At 70.9% G+C, this 16,662-nt stretch carries 14 protein-coding genes and 1 tRNA gene; 11 read left to right on the top strand and 4 right to left on the bottom strand.

Annotated elements, in window-relative coordinates; translation table 11 throughout:
- Positions 1-106: 106 nt before the first annotated feature.
- A complete protein-coding gene (locus tag O7607_RS06510) occupies positions 107-841 on the bottom strand; it encodes a class I SAM-dependent methyltransferase (protein WP_269701719.1) in 735 nt (244 codons plus the stop codon).
- A gap of 77 nt (positions 842-918) precedes the next feature.
- Here O7607_RS06510 and O7607_RS06505 point away from each other — a divergent pair, with 77 nt between their 5' ends.
- Both O7607_RS06505 and O7607_RS06500 read left to right on the top strand, forming a co-directional pair.
- Positions 919-3,981, top strand: coding sequence for a VWD domain-containing protein (locus tag O7607_RS06505; protein WP_269701717.1), 3,063 nt, complete (start codon positions 919-921; stop codon positions 3,979-3,981).
- A 62-nt stretch (positions 3,982-4,043) separates the two neighbouring features.
- Positions 4,044-4,119 (top strand) — tRNA-Lys (locus O7607_RS06500).
- A 201-nt stretch (positions 4,120-4,320) separates the two neighbouring features.
- Here the strand turns inward: O7607_RS06500 and O7607_RS06495 are convergent.
- On the bottom strand, positions 4,321-5,205 hold the full coding sequence (locus O7607_RS06495; protein ID WP_269701715.1) for a hypothetical protein: 885 nt from the start codon (positions 5,203-5,205) through the stop codon (positions 4,321-4,323).
- A gap of 439 nt (positions 5,206-5,644) precedes the next feature.
- Between O7607_RS06495 and O7607_RS06490 the strand changes: the two genes are divergently transcribed.
- The 9 genes from O7607_RS06490 (at position 5,645) to O7607_RS06450 (ending at position 14,099) form a co-directional block, all read left to right on the top strand.
- The gene (locus tag O7607_RS06490) at positions 5,645-7,003 is read left to right on the top strand and encodes a hypothetical protein (protein WP_128138151.1); all 1,359 of its coding nucleotides are present in this window, start codon (positions 5,645-5,647) and stop codon (positions 7,001-7,003) included.
- A gap of 7 nt (positions 7,004-7,010) precedes the next feature.
- A complete protein-coding gene (locus O7607_RS06485) occupies positions 7,011-7,895 on the top strand; it encodes a phosphotransferase (RefSeq protein WP_269701713.1) in 885 nt (294 codons plus the stop codon).
- A 438-nt stretch (positions 7,896-8,333) separates the two neighbouring features.
- Positions 8,334-8,498, top strand: coding sequence for a multiple cyclophane-containing RiPP AmcA (gene amcA, locus O7607_RS06480; RefSeq protein WP_269701711.1), 165 nt, complete (start codon positions 8,334-8,336; stop codon positions 8,496-8,498).
- Positions 8,495-8,842, top strand: a complete 348-nt coding sequence (locus tag O7607_RS06475; RefSeq protein WP_269701709.1) for a hypothetical protein — start codon at positions 8,495-8,497, stop codon at positions 8,840-8,842. Before amcA (O7607_RS06480) ends, O7607_RS06475 begins: the two co-directional genes overlap by 4 nt.
- Complete coding sequence (amcB, locus tag O7607_RS06470) at positions 8,839-9,975, top strand: cyclophane-forming radical SAM peptide maturase AmcB (protein WP_269701707.1); 1,137 nt, start codon at positions 8,839-8,841, stop codon at positions 9,973-9,975. Before O7607_RS06475 ends, amcB begins: the two co-directional genes overlap by 4 nt.
- Positions 9,972-10,154: a multiple cyclophane-containing RiPP AmcA gene (gene amcA / locus O7607_RS06465; protein WP_269701705.1), complete on the top strand. Its 183-nt coding sequence runs from the start codon at positions 9,972-9,974 to the stop codon at positions 10,152-10,154. The genes amcB and amcA (O7607_RS06465) overlap by 4 nt, the downstream gene beginning before the upstream one ends.
- A 61-nt stretch (positions 10,155-10,215) precedes the next feature.
- Positions 10,216-10,878, top strand: coding sequence for a pentapeptide repeat-containing protein (locus O7607_RS06460; protein ID WP_269701704.1), 663 nt, complete (start codon positions 10,216-10,218; stop codon positions 10,876-10,878).
- Between the two features lie 138 nt (positions 10,879-11,016).
- Positions 11,017-12,345, top strand: coding sequence for an MFS transporter (locus O7607_RS06455; protein ID WP_269701703.1), 1,329 nt, complete (start codon positions 11,017-11,019; stop codon positions 12,343-12,345).
- Positions 12,342-14,099 carry a glycoside hydrolase family 2 protein gene (locus O7607_RS06450; RefSeq protein WP_269701701.1) on the top strand — a complete coding sequence of 586 codons (1,758 nt, stop codon included), beginning with the start codon at positions 12,342-12,344 and terminating at the stop codon, positions 14,097-14,099. The genes O7607_RS06455 and O7607_RS06450 overlap by 4 nt, the downstream gene beginning before the upstream one ends.
- Here O7607_RS06450 and O7607_RS06445 read toward each other — a convergent pair.
- Together O7607_RS06445 and O7607_RS06440 are read right to left on the bottom strand one after the other, a co-directional pair.
- Entirely contained in the window at positions 14,084-15,064 is a 981-nt protein-coding gene (locus tag O7607_RS06445) for a DUF2804 domain-containing protein (RefSeq protein WP_269701699.1), read from the bottom strand. The two genes, O7607_RS06450 and O7607_RS06445, sit on opposite strands and share 16 nt — an antisense overlap.
- A 21-nt stretch (positions 15,065-15,085) precedes the next feature.
- Complete coding sequence (locus tag O7607_RS06440; RefSeq protein ID WP_269701697.1) at positions 15,086-16,570, bottom strand: sigma-70 family RNA polymerase sigma factor; 1,485 nt, start codon at positions 16,568-16,570, stop codon at positions 15,086-15,088.
- Between the last annotated feature and the right edge of the window lie 92 nt (positions 16,571-16,662).

Here is a 16,662-nt window from a genome sequence, read left to right as displayed (position 1 = left end):
AGCGTCTCGGGAAGGAGCCTAGGAACGCCGGTTACCGGCGACGAGAGGCGAAAATGCCAGGCTCCGCCGGATTCTCGCCACGTCGGCGGGCACGGTCAGCGGCCGGTCACCGAGCATCGGCCCGGCCCAGCACCAGCGTGGTCCGCAGGTCGAGCACGACGGTGCCGCCGAAGTCGTCCACCAGCCGGTCCAGGGCGGCGATCCCGCGCCGCTGCTGCTCCGGGGTCCGGGACAGGTACGGCCCGAACGTGCGCATCAGCGCCAGGTACCGCTCCTTGTCCAGCGGCAGCTCCCGCCGGATCACCTCGCGGCGTACGTCGTCGAACTGTCCGCTGTCGAGGACGTCGCGGTGGAACCAGTCGACGGGTCGTTCCCGGACGGTGGGGTCGACGGATCGCAGTGCGGCCCGGACGGCGTCCCGCTGGGCGGCGTCCGCGTAGTCGTAGCGGTGCCCGAACACGGCGAGCGTGCCGCCGGGCGCCAGGGCGCGCCGGGCCAGGGCGTTGCGGGTGGCCGGGTGCAGCCAGTGCCAGGCCATCGCGCAGCCGAGCACGTCCACCCCGCCCGAGGGCGGCGACCATCGCTCGAACGTCGTGGCCTCGATGCGCGCTTCCGGGAACCGCCCGGCCAGCCGGGCCGCCATCCGCGCGTCGGGTTCCACGCAGGTCAGTGGCGCGCCGAGGCGGGCCAGCACCTCGGTGCCCTTGCCGGTGCCCGCGCCCACCTCGACGACTGAGGCCGGGGTGCCGCCGTGGTAGGCGACTATCGACTCGGCGATCGCCGGCGGATATCCGGGCCGGGCGCGCTCGTACAGGTCGGCCACCGTGCCGAAGAGCTCCATCACCAGGAGGATACGGCTCCGACCGGTCCCCGACAGACCGCGCGGAATCCGGCCCACCCGCTTCTACAGTCCGCACCATGAGGTGGACCCTGCGGCTGGTGGCGGCGCTCGGCGTACTCGTGACCGCTTTGGCGACCGGGGCGGCGAGCGGCGCCGCGGCGCCCGCCGACGGCGGCCTCGGCCTGGCCCTGCGGTCCGGCCAGGCCGACTACCGCGCCGGGGACCAGGTCCGTCTCGACCTCACCGTCACGAACACCAGCGGGGCGGCCTGCGCGCTCGCCACCAGGCCCGTCGGCACCGTGCAGGTCACCGGGGTACGCCGGGACGGGCGCGACGTCGCGCCGACGCTCGCCCGCAGCTTCCACGACGACGGGATCGGCGCCGCCGCCACCGCCGGCCTGACCACAGTGGAGCCGGGTGCGACCGCCACCGTGGCGTTGACCGGGGTACGGCTGCACGACGGCGAGGTCGTGCTCCGCTCGGTGGCCGCCACCGGAGACGGCAGTGGGCTGGACACGCTCTGGCCGGTCGGCGCACCCGGCCGGTACGAGGTGACCGCCGGCTACGTGACGCTGCCGGGCACCGGCGCGACGGACCCGTGCGCGGGCGCGACGGCGCTGCGGACCACCACGTTCACCGTCTCCGACGACGGTGGGACCGGCCGGCGCTGGCTCTGGCTCGCCGGCGGGGGAGTGCTGGCGCTGCTCGCCGTCGCGCTGGGCGTGCTGCTGCTGGTACGCCGCCGCAGGCCGGCGGCCGCCGCCGTGGCCCTGCTGCTGGTGGCGGTCGGTGCGCTCGTCGGCGGTGGCGCCCGGCCGGCGCGGGCCGACTACGGCGTCGACCCGACCGCCGGTGTGCCGGTCAGCGGCGTCGACTTCCAGGCGGCCGTCGACGGCTGCCTGGCCGGGTTCGCGTTGCCCGGCGGCGACCCGTCCGGCCTGCTGCCGAGGCTGCGCGACAAGAAGAGTCCCCGGGTGCGGATCATCCCGACCACGGGTGGCTCCGGCGCGTTCGAGACGCCGGACAGCGCCGACGGCAAGGGCTCCTCGACCGTCACCTGGAACCCGACGTCCACCGACCCGTACGGCGACGGGGTGGCCCGCGACCCCTGCGCCGCGCTGTACCACGAGCTGAACCACGCCGACGACATCTCCCGCAACGCCGTGCCGCAGGGGGAGTGCGGCGGCACCGGCATCCCTACCGCCGAGGTGAAGGCGACGCTCGCGGAGAACCGCTACCGGGCGGCGAAAGGGCTGCCGCCGCGCACCGAGTACAAGGGGAAGACGCTGCCGAAGAACCTCGACGAGTGCAAGAAGCCGGCCAAGAAGACGCCGCCGCCGAAGGGACCGGTGAAGCTCTGCGAGGACGGCGCCGACTGCGGCGGCAGCAACGGCGACCCGCACCTGGTCACGTTCGACCGGGTCGCCTACGACTTCCAGGCCGTCGGCGAGTTCACGCTGGTCGCGGCGACCGGCGGCGACCCGCTGGAGGTGCAGGTCCGGCAGGCGCCGATGGCCGGCACGCGTACCGCCTCGGTCAACTCGGCAGTCGCGTTCCGGATCGGCGCGCACCGGGTCGCGCTCACCCTCACCGACGGCGGCACCCGCGTGCACGTCGACGGCGCGTCGCCGGCCGCGCTGCCGGACCGCACCGACCTGGCCGGCGGCGGCACCCTCACCCGCCGCCCGTCGGACACCGGCCCTGTCGACGGGTACGACGTGACGTGGCCGGACGGGTCCGCCGCGGCGGTGGACCAGATCGGCCGCTACGGCTACCGCGTGCTGGTCCGGCTGGCCGACGGCCGGGCCGGGAAGGTACGCGGACTGCTCGGCGACTTCGACGGCGACCCGGCCGACGACATCGCCCCCTCCTCCGGGGCGGCGCTGGCCCAGCCGGTGCCGTTCGACAAGCTCTATCCCGCGTACGCGGACAGCTGGCGGATCGCCCCGGGCCGATCCCTGCTGCACTACGACGACGGGCAGGACACGGGCACCTTCACCGACCGCGCGTTCCCGGAACGGGAGGTCACCGTCGCCGACCTCGACCCGGCCCGGCGCGTGGCCGCCGAACAGGTGTGCCGCTGGGCCGGCGTCACCGCGCCCGCCCAGCTCGCCGAGTGCGTCTTCGACGTCGCGGTCAGCGGCCGCCCCGAGTTCGCCGTGGCCGGCGCGAGCACCGAACGGGTCGCCCCGCCGGCGGCCACCCCGATCACCGCCGTACCCGTCGCCACCGCCACGCTCACCCCCGGCGGGGAGCCGCTGACGTTCGCCGCGCGAGCCGGGGACGCCGTCTTCGTCGACGCCACCGCGCCGGGGATCGGGGACCGCTGCTCGCCGTACGTGCTCACCGAGCCGGGCGGCCGGGAGATCGCCGGCGGGTGCAACATCAAGGGCACCGGGTACGTCGACCGCGTCGACCTCACCGCCACCGGCACGTACGCGCTGCGGGTCACCGCCGCACCCGGCGACACCGGCCGCGCCGCCGTACGGGTGTACACGGCCCAGGACAGCGACGGGACGCTGCAACCGAACGGCCCGGCGGTCACCGCGACAGTCGCACAACCCGGCGCGCGGGCGCGTTACCGGTTCAGCGGGCGCGCGGGGGAGCGGGCCTACGTGGACGTGTCCGCGAGCACGCTCACCGACCAGTGCTCACCGCTGGAACTGCGGGACGCCGAGGGGCGGCTGCTGCGCAGCGGCTGCGTGATCAACGGCGTCGGTGAGGTCGACGGCACGCTGCTGCCTGCCGACGGGACGTACACGGTGGTGGTCGACCCGACCGAACGCGGCACCGGCACGACCACGCTGCGGGTGGTCACCGGCCGGGACCGCGACGCGGCGATCACGCTCGGCGGGCCACCTGTCGTCGCCGTCGTGGACCGGCCCGGCGCCGTCACCGGCTACCGGTTCACCGCCACGGCCGGCACGTCGGTGACGGTGAGCGCTTCCGCCTCGGACCTGCCGGACCAGTGCGGCGTGCTGGCGCTGCGCGCGCCCGACGGCAGCACCGTCGGCAGCGGCTGCGTGATCAACGGGGCCGGTGAACTCGGGCCGACCGTGGCGCCGGCCTCCGGGGCGTACACCCTGGTGGTGGACCCGTCGGGGGCCGCGACCGGGCAGGTCACGCTGGAGGTGCGGTGAGGCCGACCCTGGATTTCCGGGGTGGTGGGCGGGGTGCTAACGTCTCGTCCCGTTGTCAGCGAGCGCCGCTAGCTCAACTGGCAGAGCAGCGGACTCTTAATCCGCGGGTTCGGGGTTCGAGTCCCTGGCGGCGCACCAGCGATCAAGGCCCTGACTTGGTGGTTCACACCGGGTCGGGGCCTTTTTCGCGTACGCCGAGAGTGGGTGGTGGCTCGGTGGGTGCTCGGGAGCCGTTGGACCGGGCCGGTGTTGCCCGGACTGAACGCGGGTCTCGTGTATGTCCGGCGCGCACCGCTGGTTCTTTCCGGGCTTGATGGGGCCGGGCGTGTCCGGGGCGCGTCAGGCCAGCGCTTCCGGGGCGCGCCGCCGCCACCACGCGCTGAAGAGGGTGACCACGTGCGTCTTGATCTCGTCCGTGATGATCTCGTGTCCGTCGCCCATGAGCGGCCGGACGGCGTGCTTGTAGACCTCTGGATGGTGTTCGACCGAGGGGCAGGTGAAGATGGCCAACATCCTCAAGACGCGCAGGGTGTCTGTTCCGAGGAGGGGAAAGTGAGCTTCTAGCAGCCTCGCCAGGGCTGACCACACCTTGTCCACGACAAGGCGGATGACGGCGTCGGTCACCAGCCGGGGCAGCCCCGAATCGAACCGCCGCGACAACGCGTCGGTGATGAACTGCTTGGCGGTATCCGTCAGCAGTTCGACGGTCTTGTTGATCTTTTCGATCAACTGGATCAGGGCCACCAGCAGGCCGCACCATGTGTGATCAGCCAGGCGCTTCTTGACCTCCCTGGCGTCAGCCTTATTCCGGACGAGGCTGTCTATGCCGGCTGAGATTTCGTCCCACGGGTTCTCCATGACCTGGTGGGCAAGGGTGTCCATTCGGCCAAGGTCTGATGACATCCATGTTGGCTCAACATCGCGTGGCAGTCGGCCGATGATTCTGGTTCGGCCGTCGGCGGCCCACAGGTAGTCGGTGATGTCCAGGCGTGCGAGGTCAAAGTAGATTTCCCGGTTGTGGGCGTTGAACTTCTGGCGTCCGGATCGTCTGTCTTCCTCCACCTTCTCCTTGAGTTCACGCCGCCGGTCGTCGCGCTTCTCTGGCCGGTCGGCGGCCAGAGATGTCCATCCTTGCCAGCCATGTTGGGAGCCCCCGCAGCCGGAGCATGTGCAGCCCGGCCTCTGGGCGTTTGCGCAGTTGGCTCTGTGGGTGTTGGTCATCATCCGCAAGTCGCCGCCCGGTCGTTTGCGCTCAATGTGACTAGCCAGTGACTCTATGTCAGGCAACGATGGATGCCAATGGATGTGTGACTGGGTCGGGGCAGTTCGACTCGAGGACTCCACCTTCTGCGGGCGTTTTGCCTGGTGGGAGCCTATAGATCTGCTTCATCTGCTGGGCTGCGACGGATTATTGATAGACGGCTCTTCCCTCATCTGCATCACTCGCTTCCGTCCCAGGCCGGCGACAAGGCTCGGGCTGGACAGGTCATGGCGCTCCGGAGCCTGCGCTGATCCCAGGAGGGGACACGCTGAGGGCTCATCGTGGGTCTTCCGGATGCCACCCCGAGCGTCGACTCTGGTTGGGCTGTCGACTCGACCGTCATTGACTTGATGTGTTGGCGCGGATGCGTTGTGCTGTCAGGTGGTCGTCGTCCGATCGGAGGTGATCGTGGCCGCGCAGGTGGATCCCGAGTGGTGGAGTTCGGGGCTGTGGAACGGCCGACCGATCAGCGAGTTTCTTCAGCGGCGCGACATCACTGCGGTCTTCCGCTTCCTTCACGCCCGAGGCGTGTCCTACGGCAGGATCGCCGCTCTCGTAGGCCTCTCGCCTCACCGCGCTACGGAGATCGCCAAAGGCGTCCGGCAGGTCACGGCGTACGAGGTGCTGGAACGGATCGCCGTGGGTCTTCACATTCCGCGTCCGGCCATGGGGCTCGGCCGCGCCGAGGACAGCACTATGCCGCGTGACGTCAGCATCGAGACCGTGGCCGGTGAAGCGGATCGGTCGCCTGCCCGTATGGGGAGCAACGAGGCCGGAGGTCTGGTCAGACTCCGTCTGGGACTGGACGAGGCTCTGGCGGCGTCGAGTGTCGCCCCTCGGCAGCTTGAGCTGATCGAGCAAAGCGCTGGCGAGCACCTGCGGGTCTATCCCTCGGCTTCGCCACAGACGATGCTGGCGCTGCTGGCCGCCGACTGCCGAGAGGTGCAGATGCTGTCGCTTCGGCGCCAGCCGGCGGCGGTCCAGGCCCGGCTGTCCGGGGTGGCGGCGCTGCTGGCGACGATGTGCGCTGACGCGTTGATGAGGCTTGGTGATGTTGCCGAGGCTCGACGGTGGTACGGCACAGCGATCCACGCGGCGGACGACAGCGGGGAGGCTCGGTTCCGGGTGCTCGTGCGCGCCCAGGCGGCGATGCTGCCGTACTACTTCGGGGATCCCGCCCAGACCGTCGCTCTGGCTGATGCGGCTCTGGCGGTCACCCCGGCCGCATCGTCGTCGGGTGCCCTGGCGGCTGCGGGCAGGGCGCGTGCCCTGGCCAGAATCGGTGCCACCGAGCAGGCGCGGTCGGCCGTCGATCAGGCACGCCGGCTGTTCGATCAGGCTGGCGACGAGGACACCGACGTGGCGTTCAGGTTTCCGGCGAAGCGGCTGCTGTTGTACCTCTCCGGTGCGTACACCTGGCTCGGTGACACGGTGGAGGCGTACCGGGTCCAGGACGAGGCGTTGCGGCTCTACGGCACGGCTCCGGCCGTGCCGATCGATGCGGCGCTCATTGCCCTGGACCGGTCGATGTGCCTCGCGCGGGATCGGCGGGTGACCGAGGCACTGGTAACCGCGCGTGACGCCGTCGCGGACCTGCCCGAGACGCAGCGGACGGAGATCATCCTGACCCGGGCCAGCGACGTGACCACGGCGATTCCTGGAGAGAGCCAGCGGGGTGAGGTCGCCACCTTGACGGACTACCTACGGGCCTGCCGCGAGCGCGCCCGTAGGCTTGGGACCACAGCCGCACTCGGTCCCTAGGAGCCCCATGTTCGTCGAGGCGCGCACTCGGCCGGTGCTCGCCGAGGTATGTCGTCTCCTCGGCTACCCCGACTCGGACGCGGCTCTGCTGCGGCACCACACCAACGCCGTCTACGCCGTCGGGGACGTCGTCATCAAGATCGCCCCTGGCGACCAGGACCTGAACCGGGTGCGCGCGATGGTGGCCGTGGTCGACTGGCTGGTGGACCGAGAGTTCCCCACGGTCGGCCTTCACCCGGGCCTGTCCCAGCCGTTGGAGGTGGGCGGGCACGTCGTTACGGTCTGGCAGCGTCTGGACCCGGCACACGACGACCCGATCACCGTCTCCGAGCTCGGAAGCCTTCTCCGGGATCTGCATGCCCTTCCTGCGCCACCTGTGCCATTGCCCGTGCTGCGGCCGATCCATGGCATCGAGCGATCCGTGATCCGTTCGGAGATCCTGAACGGCAAGGAACAGGATCTGCTGCTGGGCCGGCTCGAGACGCTGGCCGTCGGCTGGGAGACGATGCGGTTCCCCCGTGGCACAAGCCTGATCCAGTCAGATCCGCAGATCCGCAACGCACTCCGGCGTTTTGACGGCACGCCCGTACTCGCCGACTGGGACGGCGCCGCCCTCGGGCCTCACGAGTGGGACATTGCCACGGTCGCTGTCCACTGCCGCCGATTCGATCCTCCCGGTCCCGAGGCGTTCGCCGGCTTCACCGCCGCCTATGGCTGGGATGCCACATGCTGGCCGGGGTTCGAGGAGCTGTGCCAGCTCCGCGAACTACAGATGATCGCCACCAACGCCCGCAAGTCCCGTCCCGGGACCGACGCCGCCGACGAGGTGCACCACCGGATTGCAGGACTTGTCCACGGCGGGCCGGAGCTCCGCCGCTGGCACATCCTCTGAGATGAGTCTCGTAGGGACGGGGTAGTACCACCTGTCCTCCTCGCATCGGCCGAGGTCGACCACAAGGAGGCCCACCGTGGCCCACCACGCTGGGTCTGTCTCGGGCCCGTGCCTCCCGCGATCGTGGACGTCAGGAACACGTCGGCGGAACGGTCCAGGACCATCCTGATCCCATGGCGCCGGCGGGTCAGCGGCAATCGCCAGGGAGAACCAGATGGACGTGTCGATCGGCGACGGGTCGGAATGCGACCCGACGCACCGGCAAGTGCTCGCGCCGGACACTCCGCCGACCGTCTGGGTGAATCCCCGCCTGCGTACCGCCATGAGGGCTGCGCGGGTGGGTGATCGGCGGTCTGCTCCCAGCCGCCGTGGTGCGGCGGCGGGCTCGCCCTTCCTACGGCGGGCCCGCCGCTCATCGCCCCTGGTGGGGGTGGCGGCATGACGGTGTACGTCTCGCGTAACGCCATGGACGGCCTGTCCCGGCTTCCCGAGCCGGGGTGGACGTCCAAGCAGGGGCAGGTGTGGCCCGTTGATCCTCCGCTGCTCACCTTCGTGTGGCGTCGGCTGTTCGCGCAGCAGGCCCGCGAGGGCGGTCGCCGGTGACTGGGCAGCAGCGCCGTCTCGCGGCGAACCGGCTCGCGCCCGCCGAGGTGGAACATCTGCCGATGCGCCCGCTGTGGCTGTGCCGCCGGTGCGGGCAGCCGTGGCCCTGCGGCGCGGCGAAGCTCGCGCTCCTGGCTGAGTACCGAGAAGTGCCGGTGAGTCTGTTCCTCTACCTGGCCGGGTGCCTGCACGACGCGATCGACGACCTGCACCGGCTCAACCCGAGCGTCACGGGCAGCGCCGCCGACACGTTCGACCGGTTCCTCGGCTGGCCGGCCAGCCACACCCACGCCTACCGCGTCAGCACCACCACGGCCGACAGCACCGAGGAGGCCCCCTCGTGATCGGCATCGGCCTCATCAACGCCACCGGCCAGCCGGCGATCGGCGGCAGCTTCCACACCCTGGTCGTGCAGCCGACGAGCTTCTGCAACCTCGACTGCACCTACTGCTACCTGCCCGACCGGAGATCCCTGCGCCTGATGAGTGGCGCGGTCGCGCAGGCCTGCGCCGAATCGATCGCCCGGCAGAACAGCGGTCACCCCGTGAGTGTCGTGTGGCACGGGGGCGAACCCACCGCCACACCCATCGGGCTGTTCCGGGGTCTGTTGGCCCCGTTCGAGGAGCTGCGGCGCGCGGGGATGGTGCGTCACGAGATCCAGACGAACGCGACGTTGATCAACCGCCAGTGGTGCGAGCTGTTCATCGCTTACGGGTTCGAGGTCGGGGTCAGCATCGACGGACCGGGCGCGTTGAACCGGAACCGCCTCGATCGGGCCGGCAACCCGACCGATGCCCGAACCCTGCGCGGCATGCAGACCCTGGCCGACGCAGGGGTGCCGTACTCGGTGATCTGTGTGGTCACCCCGGAAACCATCGACCATCCCGACGCCCTGGTCGACTTCTTCACCGGCCTTCCCGGCTGTCAGTCGGTGGGTTTCAACATCGAAGAGCAGGAGGGGGCCGACCGTGCGTCGGTGGCGGAGGATGCCGCCTACCGGTTCTGGCAGCACCTCATCGCACGTCGGGTCGGCGGCAGCACGCTGCGGATCCGCGACGTGGACCGCCTGGCCGACTATCTCGCCGCCACCCGTTCCGGCCACGTCGACCACGCCCCGTACGAGCCGATCCCGACCGTCTCCTGGGATGGGCAAGTGGTGCTGTTGTCACCGGAACTGCTCGGCATCACCGAGCCGCGATACGGCGATTTCATTGCCGGCAACGTCCTCCAACAGCCGATCACCGCCATGCTCGCCGGCGCCGGCGACCTGGACTACGTCGCCGAGTTCATCACGGCCCTCAACGACTGCGCCGACCACTGCGCCTTCTACGACTTCTGCCGGGGCGCCCAGGCCGGCAACCGCTACTTCGAGCACGCGACGTTCACCGCCCGCGAGACCACCTATTGCCGAACCACCCGGCAGGCCCTCGTCCGCGCCGCCGCGGACCACCTCACCCCTCACGGAGGAGCACCATGACCGACGCTCTCGCGATCCTCGTCAACGCCGCGCCCGAGCAACTCGCCCGCCTCGGCGTCGACCCGCAGCGGTCGGTAGCGTCGATCGACGCGGGGAAGTTCGACAACCGCCCCACCTGGGACAACAAGGGTAAGTTCGACAGTCGACCCGGCTGGGACAACTGGAACAAGAAGAAGTAGCCCCCGCCACGGGGCGCGCGGGGTGACGTGCCCACCCCGCGCCCGCACAGGTTGAGGACACATGCGCACCACCACGATCGGCGACGTGAAGGTTCTGCTCCCGGACCTCGAGCCGGACTACCTCGATACCACGACGGACCTCGGCGACCGGCTCACCGAGGCACTCGTCAACGGCGCGGCGTGGCGCGGTTCGCACCTTGAGGACGTCAGCATCCGCAGCAGCCTGATCACCGGTGCGGACCTGAGCGAGAGCACCTGGGAAGCCGGCAGCCTCTACGGCTGCGAGATCACCCGCACCGACTTCTCCGGCGCGACCCTGACCGGCATCACCATCGAGCGCTGCGCGATCACCGGCTCCCGGTTCACCGGCACCAGACTCACCGACGTACGCCTCAAGGACGTCCTGTTCGACGGCTGCCGCTTCGACTACGCCACCCTCCGGCGCGTCACCGCCGCCGGCTCGGTCGCGTTCACCGACTGCACTCTCACAAACGGCGCGTGGTCGTCCTGCCGACTACCGCGCATCGCACTGCGGTCATGTGACCTTGCCGGACTGGAACTGGACTCCTGCCACCTCGACGGGGCCGACCTTCGGGGCAGCCGGCTCCAGAGCCTCAAGACGCCGCTGGACAACCTGCGCGGCGTCACCCTCGGCGAGGACCAACTTCCTGACCTCACCCAGCTGACCATCGCCGCCCTCAACCTCGCCGTCCGCAAAGACTGATGACGAAAGCCAGGGTCCGGCTACTCCGTACCAGGGCCCTTTCGTCGTGGCCGCTCGCCGCCGGCGGCGTGGCCTACCCCGGACCCATCGACGGCCGGGCGGGACGGATCATATTCTGACCCGTCGAAGGAGGCCGTCGTGTCCGCCACCCGGAGCGTGCTCACCCCGGCCACGTCGGCCGGTCCGGCCGGCCTGCGCCCCCGCACCTGGACCGCCCTGATCCTGCTCGGGCTCGTCGGGCAGATGGCCTGGACCATCGAGAACATCTACCTGAACCTGTTCGTGTACGACACGATCACCGACGATCCCAACGCGATCGCCACGATGGTCGCCGCCAGCGCCGTCACCGCCACTGTCGCCACCCTGCTGCTCGGTGCCCTCTCCGACCGGACCGGCCGGCGCCGGTCGTTCATCGCCGGCGGCTACCTGCTGTGGGGGGTCTCCACCGCCGCCTTCGGCTTCCTGACAGTGGGTTTCGTGGAGGACATCGCGCCCGTGGCGAACGTCGTGCTGGTCACGGCGATCGCGGTGATCACGCTGGACTGCCTGATGTCCTTCCTCGGCTCGGGGGCGAACGACGCGGCGTTCCAGGCGTGGGTCACCGACGTGACCGAGCCGGCGAACCGTGGCCGGGTCGAGTCGGTGCTCGCCATCATGCCGCTGGTCTCGATGCTGGTGATCTTCGGCGGGTTCGACGGGCTGGCCCGCGCCGGGAACTGGCAGCTGTTCTTCGTGATCATCGGCGCGATCATGGTCGTGGCCGGGGTGCTGGCCTGGTTCCTGGTCGAGGACAGCCCGTCACTCGTCCGGCACGAGGGCGGCTACCTGCGCGCCGTCGTCCACGGTCTGCGCCCGGCCGCCGTCCGGGCCAACCCGGGGCTCTACCTCGCCCTGGCGGCCTGGTCGATCTGGGGGATCTCCACCCAGGTGTTCCTGCCGTATCTGATCATCTACCTGCAGCGGTATCTGCGGATCGAGGGGTACGCGATCGTCCTGGCCGTCGTCCTCGTCACGGCGTCGGCGGTGAGCGTGGTCGGCGGGCGGCTCATCGACCGCGTCGGCAAGGTGCGCTTCCTGCTGCCGGCAGTAGTGGTCTACGGCACCGGGCTGGCGCTGATGTTCTTCGCCCGCGGCATGGTTCCCGTGATCGTCGCCGGGATCGTGATGATGTCGGGCTTCATGCTCGTCCTCGCCCCGATCGGCGCCATCGTGCGCGACCACTCACCGCCGGACCGGGCCGGCCATGTCCAGGGGCTGCGGATGGTCTTCGCCATCCTCGTCCCGATGCTCGTCGGCCCATACCTCGGCGCCGCCGTGATCACCGGTGCCGGCGAGGTCTACGAGGACCTCGGCGTGGTGAAGCAGGTCCCGACGCCGGGCATCTTCCTCATGGCGCTCGCAGTGCTGGTCCTCATCGCGGTGCCGGCCGTGGCGCTGCGGCGGCGGGAGCAGGAGGCTCGGGCATGACGCTGCTGACCCCGTGGGGTGCCGCGCTCGACGCGGAGCGTGTCCTGCCCGAGTATCCCCGCCCGCAGTTCGCCCGGGACAGCTGTCTCAACCTCAACGGCCGGTGGGAGTACGCGATCACCGGTTCGTCCACCGAGCCGGAACGCTACGACGGCGAGATCCTCGTGCCGTTCTCTCCGGAGTCCGCGCTCTCCGGCGTCGGGCGGCAGCTCCAACCGGGCGAGACGCTCTGGTACCGCCGTCCGCTGACCCTTCCGGCGGGCTTTCACGCTGCCGGTTCGCGCCTGTTGCTGCACTTCGGCGCGGTCGACCAGACCTGCCGGATCTACCTGAACGATGTTCCGGTCGGCGGCCACACCGGCGGGTATCTGCCGTTCACCTGCGACATCACCGACGCGCTCCGCGAGGACTCCAACGTCCTGGTCGTGGCGGTCCAGGACGACAGCGACACCGGCCACCACTCCCGGGGCAAGCAGCGGTTGCGCCGCGGCGGCATCTGGTACACCGCCCAGTCCGGGATCTGGCAGACGGTGTGGGCCGAGAGCGTGCCCGCCGTACACCTGCGGAGCCTCACCCTGACCCCGCTCCTCGACGAGCGGTGCGTCGAGGTGACGGCGCACGCGACGGCGGATGCCGGCGACGCCGGCATCCGGATCCTGGCCGACGGGGCCGCGGTGGCCGAGGCCACCGCGCCGGTCGGCTTGGCAGTGCGCATCCCGATCCCCGAGGTACGGCAGTGGAGCCCCGAGGATCCGTTCCTCTACGACGTGACCGTCGAGCTGGGTGCGGACCGGGTGCGCAGCTACTTCGGCATGCGCTCGTTCGGTGTCGGACCGGACCCCGACGGCGTGCCCCGGCTGCTGCTCAACGGCCGGCCGTACTTTCACGCCGGGATCCTCGACCAGGGCTACTGGTCGGACGGCATGTACACGGCGCCCTCCGACGAGGCGATGATCGCCGACATCGCCACCATGAAGCGGCTCGGGTTCACCATGCTGCGCAAGCACATCAAGATCGAGCCACTGCGCTGGTATTACCACTGCGACCGGCTGGGGATGCTGGTCTGGCAGGACATGGTCAACGGCGGCAGCAGTTACCACCCGCTGGTCGTCACCGCGCCGGCGGTGACGCCGCTGCGGCTGCCCGACCGGGGCCGGTGGCGGCGCCGGTTCGGCCGTGCCGACGCCGGTGGACGGGACCGGTTCCGAGCCGAGCTGCGCGACACCGTCGAGCACCTGCGCAACGTGGTGAGCCTCGCCGTGTGGGTGCCCTTCAACGAGGGCTGGGGGCAGTTCGACGCGGCCCGGATCGCCCGCGAGGTCGCCGAACTCGACAGCACCCGTACTGTCGACCACGCCAGCGGCTGGCACGACCAGGGCGGGGGCGACCTGCGCAGCCTGCACGTCTACTTCCGCCGCTTCCGCGTGCCGCGGCGACGCGGCGACCGCCGGGTGCTGGTGCTGTCGGAGTACGGCGGCTACAACCTGCGCGTCGACGGGCACGCCTTCAGCCGCAAGGATTTCGGCTACCGGCGGTGCCGGAGCGCCGAGGAACTGGCGGAGGCGTTCACGCGGCTGCACACCGAGCAGATCGTGCCCGCGATCCGGGCCGGTCTGAGCGCGACCGTCTACACCCAGCTGTCCGACGTGGAGGACGAGCTCAACGGTCTGCTCACCTATGACCGGCGCGTGGTCAAGCTTCCAGAGGACGTGGTGCGGCAGGTCAACGCGCGGCTGCGTCACCAGCGGTTCTGAGCTTCCTCCGCCCAGCCGACCAGGCCGTCCAGAGCCACCCGCTCGCCGTCGTCCGCCTGGGCCCAGCCGGAGAAGTGCCCGAAGCACTGGTGGGTCTCGCTGGCCACGACGCCGAGGTTGGTGCGGGAGACCTTCTCGTGGAACGGGTGGAACTCCACAGCGACCCGATCACCGCTGATCCGCCACGGCCGCAGCCAGTCGCGGCGGTCGTAGGTCCAGCGCAGTTCGGCGCCGAGCTTGTGCAGCCGGCCGCCGGTGAACAACGCGTTCTCGGTCGAGCCGGTGCCGTCGGTCCACTTGCCGCCGAGCTGGATCGACACGTCCGGTCCGCTGCCCGCCGCCCAGTTCCACGTGATCGCGTACGGCCATCTGCCCCGGCCGTGGTCGAGCACGGCGAACGAGTCGTCCGCGGCCACGACGTGGGTCGTGCCGTTCACCCGCAGCGAGCCGCGCACTGGCCGCCCGACGTCCTTGACCGTGTACTGGAACCGGCGGGTGTTCCACGGGACCACGACGCCGAGCGACTCGTGGCCGGGCGGGAGCGGCACCACGAGGTCGATCTCGATGCCCGGTGCGGTGGCACGGATCGTGCTACCAGCGGCGGTCTGGTCGATGTCGATCGACAGGCCACCCCCGCGTGCGCACACGGTGCCCGCGCCGCTGACCGGCGGCATGACGACGCCACGGGCGAACGGGACCACGACGTCCTTGCCGGTCTCGACCTTCGTGGCGCGGTCGAGCACGTAGACGCCGTGCACCCCGGCGTAGTCCAGCGACGACGCGACGAGGCCGACGATGTGGGTGGGCGTGACGATCCCCCAGTACTCCCAGCGCTTGGCTCTTCCCCAGCCGCGCAGGTTCGCCCGGTGCAACGGCCGGCGGGTCCAGCCGACCGCGGCGGGGTTGAGCCGCCCGTCCGGCATGCACAGGTCGACCGGCTCGACGATCTCCTTCTCGTGCGTCATCGGGGGAGCGTAGCGACCGCCTCAGTAGTCGATGTTGATGGCGGCGACCTGCCGGCTGCCGTTGAACACGATCGCCGGTCCGGCGAAGCGGGAACTGGCGTACGTCAGCGCCGCCTTGTGCCCGGGGCTGTTGAACCACGCCTCGATCATCTGCTCGGGCGAGGAGTTGCCCGACGAGGCGAACAGCACCTCGTGCCCGCAGTGCTGCAGGCCGCTCGCGTTCAGGTTCTGCCGTACGCAGGACTCCGCCTCCCGGTGCTGGGCCGTACCGAGCTTGACCTCGGTCAGCCCGAGCGCGCGACGCCGCTCGTTGAGCAGCACCAGCAGCCGCCGTTCCGCTGCGGACAAGCCGTTGGACGTGGCGGTGGACCTGGCCGGCGACGGGGTCGGCTTCGGTGACTTCGAGGGCTTCACCGACTTGGCGGGGCTCGGACGGGCAGCGGTCGGGGAGGGTGCGGGCGGGGTCGGGGTGGGCGTGAGCGCGGGAGCGGTGGTCTCGGTCGCGGGCTGCGAGGCTGCCACGCTCGTCGGCTGCTGCTTCGAACCGCTCGGGTAGTTGGCAAGGATCAGACCACCCCCGCCGAGCACGGCGACGGCGGCGACCACGCCGACCAGGGTCTTGGACAGGGAGAGCGTCGACCGCGCCCCGGCGCTCACGACCTGCGCGCCGGGCGGGACGGCGTGCGTCGGCGAGGCGACGGTGCGCAGGTGGTGCGTGACGTCCGAGGCGAGCTCGGCCGGGATCGGGGTGAGCGCCAGGCCGGCCAGCAGCCGCTCGGCGGGGACCAGATCCTTCGTCGCGTCCGGGCAGTGCGCGCAGTCCCGGAGGTGCCGCGCGAACCGCTTGCGCCACAGCGGCGCCGGCTGACCGTTCCAGCCCGACGCGGTGTCGCGCAGGCCGGCGCAACCGGGCCGGGCGGTGAGGGCCCGCACGACCAGCCGGGCGGTGTCCAGCTGCGCCTTCATCCGGGACACCCGCACGGTCACGTGGTGCGGGGCCAGCTTCAGGGCGTCGACCAGGTCGGCGCGGCTGAGGTGACCGGCCTCGACCAGCCACCACAGCGACAGCAGGTGGCGGTGGTCGTCGTCCAGCCAGCGCGTGGCCAGGACGACCTCCCGGCGCTGGTCGGCGAGGCGGAGCTGGGTCAGGGTCAGGTCCTCGAAGTCCGCGCGCGGGTCGATCACGTTGTCGATGTCCTCCGGCGGCGCCGGTGTGGTGTGCCGGCGCTGCGTGTGGGTGCGGATCTCGTTCATGGTGACGGCGACCAGCCACGAGCGGAAAAGCTGCGGCTCGCGTACGCCCGGCAGCCCGCGGACGACGCTCAGCATCGTGTTCTGCACCACGTCGTCGACGTCTGCCGACCGGTTCAGGGCCCGGCCCACGATGTTGTAGACCAGCGGCAGACAGTGCGAGACCAGCTCGTCCATCGCCGCGCGGTCGCCGCGGCGTGCCGCGTCCACCACCGCCGACATGCCGGCCCTGCTCGGGTACGCGGGATAGGACACGCTCACAACCTCGCCTTCACGGAACGATCTCGTACACGGTGGAGACTGTCCGGCACGCGGTCAGGTCACACAAAATGCTGAGGTGTCGGAGG

It is taken from the genome of Micromonospora sp. WMMA1949, assembly GCF_027460145.1.
Lineage (GTDB): Bacteria > Actinomycetota > Actinomycetes > Mycobacteriales > Micromonosporaceae > Micromonospora.
Note: the sequence above shows the minus strand (reverse complement) of the source record. Positions and strands in the feature narration are given on the sequence as shown.

What these genes read in the sequence shown, in the direction of transcription:
- O7607_RS06460 (WP_269701704.1), top strand. Translation starts at nt 10,216, where the DNA reads ATGCGCACCACCACGATCGGCGACGTGAAGGTTCTGCTCCCGGACCTC.
- O7607_RS06510 (WP_269701719.1), bottom strand. Translation starts at nt 841, where the DNA reads ATGGAGCTCTTCGGCACGGTGGCCGACCTGTACGAGCGCGCCCGGCCC.
- amcA (WP_269701705.1), top strand. Translation starts at nt 9,972, where the DNA reads ATGACCGACGCTCTCGCGATCCTCGTCAACGCCGCGCCCGAGCAACTC.
- amcA (WP_269701711.1), top strand. Translation starts at nt 8,334, where the DNA reads ATGACGGTGTACGTCTCGCGTAACGCCATGGACGGCCTGTCCCGGCTT.
- O7607_RS06505 (WP_269701717.1), top strand. Translation starts at nt 919, where the DNA reads ATGAGGTGGACCCTGCGGCTGGTGGCGGCGCTCGGCGTACTCGTGACC.
- O7607_RS06445 (WP_269701699.1), bottom strand. Translation starts at nt 15,064, where the DNA reads ATGACGCACGAGAAGGAGATCGTCGAGCCGGTCGACCTGTGCATGCCG.
- O7607_RS06485 (WP_269701713.1), top strand. Translation starts at nt 7,011, where the DNA reads ATGTTCGTCGAGGCGCGCACTCGGCCGGTGCTCGCCGAGGTATGTCGT.
- O7607_RS06450 (WP_269701701.1), top strand. Translation starts at nt 12,342, where the DNA reads ATGACGCTGCTGACCCCGTGGGGTGCCGCGCTCGACGCGGAGCGTGTC.
- O7607_RS06495 (WP_269701715.1), bottom strand. Translation starts at nt 5,205, where the DNA reads ATGATGACCAACACCCACAGAGCCAACTGCGCAAACGCCCAGAGGCCG.